Annotated in this window: 4 protein-coding genes and 1 pseudogene; 3 read left to right on the plus strand and 2 right to left on the minus strand. The window is 46.5% G+C overall.

Annotation, left to right across the window (positions count from 1 at the left end):
• From G468_RS0118665 to G468_RS0118675, 3 genes and pseudogenes are all read left to right on the plus strand, one after another.
• A partial coding sequence (locus G468_RS0118665; protein ID WP_026824226.1) for an ATP-binding protein occupies positions 1-221 on the plus strand: 221 nt, incomplete at its 5' end.
• Positions 222-291: 70 nt separating this feature from the next.
• Positions 292-1812 (plus strand): annotated as a pseudogene (locus G468_RS0118670) (terminase large subunit domain-containing protein); the annotation flags it as partial.
• A 1-nt stretch (position 1813) separates the two neighbouring features.
• The gene (locus G468_RS0118675; RefSeq protein ID WP_026824228.1) at positions 1814-2842 is read left to right on the plus strand and encodes a phage portal protein; all 1029 of its coding nucleotides are present in this window, start codon (positions 1814-1816) and stop codon (positions 2840-2842) included.
• Here the strand turns inward: G468_RS0118675 and G468_RS0118680 are convergent.
• Together G468_RS0118680 and G468_RS22105 are read right to left on the minus strand one after the other, a co-directional pair.
• Positions 2839-3753 carry an Rpn family recombination-promoting nuclease/putative transposase gene (locus tag G468_RS0118680; RefSeq protein ID WP_026824229.1) on the minus strand — a complete coding sequence of 305 codons (915 nt, stop codon included), beginning with the start codon at positions 3751-3753 and terminating at the stop codon, positions 2839-2841. The genes G468_RS0118675 and G468_RS0118680 overlap by 4 nt on opposite strands.
• A gap of 244 nt (positions 3754-3997) precedes the next feature.
• Positions 3998-5008, minus strand: a 1011-nt coding sequence (locus tag G468_RS22105) for a replication endonuclease (RefSeq protein WP_162143452.1), incomplete at its 5' end; no start/stop codon positions are given.

Raw genomic sequence — 5008 nt, forward strand, 5'->3', positions numbered from 1 at the left:
CAAACCTGTTTTTCAATGTGATTGCCAAGCGTTATGAGCATGGCAGTGTCATATTGACGAGTAACCTATCATTTGGGCAATGGCCAAGTGCTTTTGCTGATGACGCAACATTAACTGCCGCTATGCTTGATCGTTTACTTCATCATTCGCATGTACTGCAATTAAGCGGTGAAAGCTACCGATTGAAAGATAAGCGGCGCTCAGGAGCAATAACTGAGTAAAACAGTGGATCAATTTTGATTGATCGGATTTAGATAAAAAGTGGATCAGTTTTCGGTGATCGTTGACAACGGCAAGGATTTTAAGGAGATTGACCTGCTTTATCGGCAAATGGAGCGCCAGTGTCGGATTGAACAATACCAACAAGGCGGGACGGAAAGCGGGCGTGATAAAAAGAATAACCGGACTCCACCTGAAAAGAATGCCTTTAGTGATGAGCAGATTGCGTCGCTGTTAAAACATTTTCACCAACATCTTTTTGCTTACCAGAAGCACTGGTATCAGGCTGGATTAACCTATCCGATACGTAATATTTTAAAAGCGCGCCAGATAGGTGCCACCTGGTTTTTTGCCCGCGAGGCGTTGATGGATGCGTTAACCACCGGACGCAATCAGGTCTTTTTATCCGCCAGTAAATCCCAGGCGCATGTTTTTAAGGATTACATCATCAAGATGGCGCAGGAAGTGGATGTTGCCCTAAAAGGTGACCCTATCGTGTTAGCCAATGGCGCCACGCTTTATTTTCTTGGCACTAATGCGCGGACTGCCCAAAGTTATCACGGCAATCTTTATCTGGATGAATACTTCTGGATCCCGAAATTTCAGGAATTACGTAAAGTGGCGTCGGGCATGGCGATGCAGAAGAAATGGCGGCAGACCTACTTTTCAACCCCGTCAAGCCTGAAGCATAGCGCTTACCCGTTCTGGTCTGGCAAACTGTTTAACCGGGGAAGGTCAAAAAAAGACCAGGTTGATATCGCCATCAGCCACCCGGCGCTGGCGAACGGACGCTATTGTGAAGATGGCCATTGGCGACAAATTGTGACGTTGGACGATGCCATTAACCGCGGCTGCAACCTGTTTGACCGTGAAGGGCTAAAAAAGCGCTACAGTCCCGATGAATATCAAAACCTGTTGATGTGTGAATTTGTTGACGATATTGACTCACTGTTTTCGTTTTCACTGATGCAGTCCTGTCAGGTGGATAGCTGGGACGTGTGGGCGGATGTCAGTCCGCTGATGTCACGGCCTTATGGGTCACAAAGCGTCTGGATAGGCTACGACCCCGCCAAAGGCTCCCAGCACGGTGACAGCGCAGGCTGTGTCGTCATTGCACCCCCCCCCACCCCCGGGGGTAAATTTCGCATTCTGGAGTATTTCCAATGGCGGGGACTGGACTTTCGCGCACAGGCCGCCGCTATTCAACAACTCACCACCCGTTATCAGGTCGACTACATCGGACTGGATGCAACGGGTATCGGCCATGGCGTTTTGCAATATGTGCGCGATTTTTTCCCGCAGGTCAACGAATTTATCTATAACCCGGCGCTAAAAAATGCGTTGGTGTTAAAAGCCTATGATGTTATCAGCCATCACCGACTGGAATATGATGCCGGGGCGCAGGATATTACCCGTGCCTTTATGGCGATTAGACGCGCCACGACCGCCAGTGGGAACCGTCCCACCTATGAAGCCGATCGCAGTGAAGATGCCAGTCACGCCGATTTAGCCTGGGCCACCATGCATGCGCTGTACCATGAACCGTTAACCGGTGATGGCCAGCAACACAAAACGATTATCGAGCTATTTTAATATGCGAAAAACGAAAAAACGCACGCTCACCGCCCCTCAAAAACCGTCGGTAGAGGCCTTTACCTTTGGTGACCCGGTGCCCGTCCTTGACCGACGCGAAATTTTTGATTATCTGGAATGTTCACTTATCGATAATTACTACGAGCCACCGATGAGTTTTGAAGGCCTGTCACGCATTTTTCGGGCGGCGGCCCATCATAGCAGTGCCATTTATGTCAAACGCAATATTTTAAGCAGTACCTTTGTGCCACATCCATGGTTAAGTCGTCAGGATTTTGACCGTTTTGCGCTGGATTTTCTAATTTTTGGTAATGCCTATCTGGAACGGCGAAAAAATGGGCTAAATAAAACGATTCAACTTAAATCCATCCCGGCCAAACTCACAAGGCGCGGTGAGGATTTAGCCACTTATTACCTTTTGCATGCGGGGTTTGACAGCGTGCCGTTTACGTTTCAGCAGGGGCATGTTTTTCATTTGCTGGAGCCGGATATCAATCAGGAAATCTACGGCTTGCCCGAATATCTGGCCGCCATGACGGCCATTTTACTCAATGAATCGGCGACGCTTTTTCGCTGTAAGTATTATCTCAACGGCTCTCATGCCGGCTATATTCTCTATATCAGCGATGCCGCGCAAAATTTACAGGATATCGATAACATCCGCGAACAGTTAAAAAGCAGTAAAGGGCTGGGGAACTTTCGCAATCTGTTTTTATATGCCCCCAATGGCAAAAAGGATGGCATACAAACCATTCCTTTATCGGAAGCCGCCGCAAAAGATGAATTTTTAAATATCAAAAACGTCAGTCGGGACGATATGTTAGCGGCTCACCGCGTTCCCCCACAATTAATGGGCATTATGCCGCAAAATGTCGGGGGATTTGGCGACGTACAAAAAGCGGCGAATGTGTTTATCTGCAACGAATTACATCCGTTACAACACAAAATGCAACAGCTTAATGAATGGCTCGGCGAAGAAGTGATTCAGTTTACCCCGTACGCCTTGAATCGGATAAAAAATAAAATCTAATCCTGGCACAAGGTGTTTAACTGCTCCTCAGAAAGCCCCATTGATTGCTGAATAATCTTTTTATCCACCCCATTTTTTAGCAGCTGACGGGCGATTTCGTGTTTTTCTTCAAGTGCTTTCTGTAGACCTTGTTGTATGCCTTTCTTAATTCCAATTTCTTCAATCTGTTGAGCAATAGTCATAAATGCCCCCTCGTGTTTTTCTGATTGTTTCGCTATCTCAGTGATAAATTCCATTGGCTTTTTGGTGTTACCTTCTTGGATGAGATAGTTAAACAGAGTGATAACCTGATTATCGGTATAATAATTATACGACAACAGTTTAACAATACCATCCAGTAGCTTGGTCATATCCCGTCTGCGAATGTGTTTTTGCAGCAATTCTAATAAAGCCATTCGCTTATGCTGCATAATCTCACCATCATCAAGCGTGGTGACATCTGCTAGTTTAAAGGGATTGGTGTAGATACTTTCTGCTAGTTTTCTATCTTCAAAGCAATCAAGCCAATGAGTACTATAGGGATGAGGAGTTTGTTCACCGCAGTAGAACAGGATAGGAAAAACTAACGGTAATTGCTTATTTCCCTGCTCTAGATGCTTGTGCATAGCAGCTAGGCTATATCGCATTAATCGCCATGCAATGAGTTTATCAGGGGTGGACTGATGCTCAATTAATACGTAGATATATCCGTTTCCTTTCGTGGTGCTGACTGAATAGAGAATATCACTCTGGTAATTTTTCATTTCACTATCGATAAATGAGCCAGATTCCACTTTTAGGCTCTCTAAGTCACACAGCGCTTTAATCTCATCGGGTAGCCAAATGTCGAAGAAATCTTTCGCTGTCTCTTTCTCACTTAGAAACTGCTTGAATACGGCATCGTGTGGAGTAGGTGTGAATTTTTTAGTCACTTAAGATCCCCGTTGTTTTTTTTGATTGTATCAAAAAAACATGAAAAATCGCAGTGGTAGCCCCGCCGCGCCTGCCCGCTAAACCTATCGTTTTTTATGCAGCTGCACAACGCCACTCAGCGTAGGCCAGCACTGGCCTTTCCGGTGATTTCAGGTGAGCAAAAACTTATGCAAATCCATGCACTTTTGTGCAAATCCATGCACTTATTTTTTATTTTTAAATAAGTCGTGTTTTTTTGATAGTTTAACCGGGCAACGGGTTCTCAGACTCGGGCGTATAACTTGAAAAACCGTACTCCCTAAGTAAAAAAAACTCACGGGAGGCACCATCAGGCATAAAATAGTGTACATCCAAAGAGGGGGTTAAACCTCCTTTTCTACAGTTATTGCCAGAACTCCGAGGCGCGCCGATGGCGCTTTTTAAAAAATCAACCGCCTGACGCTCGTCGGGTTCTTTTTTCACCAGCCGGTATTTTTTCAACCGCGTTTTAATGAGGGGCGTATCCGGGTGAAGTTGCGCATAGATCCCCGCTATTTTTTGCACCGCTTCGTCATAGGCATTCGGTTCGTCTGCCGTTTTGTAGGCAACGCGCAAAGTTTGTTCTTTTCGGGGGGTGCAAGGACCGCCTTGTGCGTCAATATAGGTGGCAAAGTCGCCTTCATCAGCCGCCTTCCTCACTTTTTCCGCCATGTCACCCAACATGGTCGCGATCGATAAACTTCTTAAACGTCGACATTCGCGATAGACGCCTTTTGACGGTAGATTATAAAAATGAAATTGCGGAATGCGCCACGTCGCCGCCCAGGCACTGACCGCGGCTGCCGTTTCCGTTAAGGGTTTACCGGTTTCAAAATCAGTTTCACCTTCCAGTGCATAGCCGTCGATATTTTTCGCAATATATTTAGCGATATACCCGACGGCACCGCCTTTGTTCATATGCTTACATGCAAAACGATGTTGCTGCGCCCCTTTTTCGTCAGGATCTTCCGCCAAGGCTTTTTTACGCATAATCTCTACCGCTTTGGCGCGGTGGGCTTTATCGGTAAAAAGGAGTAAATGCCAGTGTGGGGTGGCGTCATGATGCGGCTCCACCACGCGGACACCATAAACCGCAATGTCATTGTCAGCAAAGGCGGCGCGAATACGTGACCAGACTTTGACTAAATAACGCTGCCCGTCTTTCGGTGTTAACGCGGCGTCTTTCCAGCGATGATTCAATACCGCAATGTTATCTTTTCCGCGCTGGCGCAATTT

Origin of the sequence: Arsenophonus nasoniae DSM 15247 (assembly GCF_000429565.1) — a bacterium.
GTDB lineage: Bacteria > Pseudomonadota > Gammaproteobacteria > Enterobacterales > Enterobacteriaceae > Arsenophonus > Arsenophonus nasoniae.

Coding starts and splice junctions, on each gene's coding strand:
- G468_RS0118675 (WP_026824228.1), top strand. CDS start 1,814: ATGCGAAAAACGAAAAAACGCACGCTCACCGCCCCTCAAAAACCGTCG.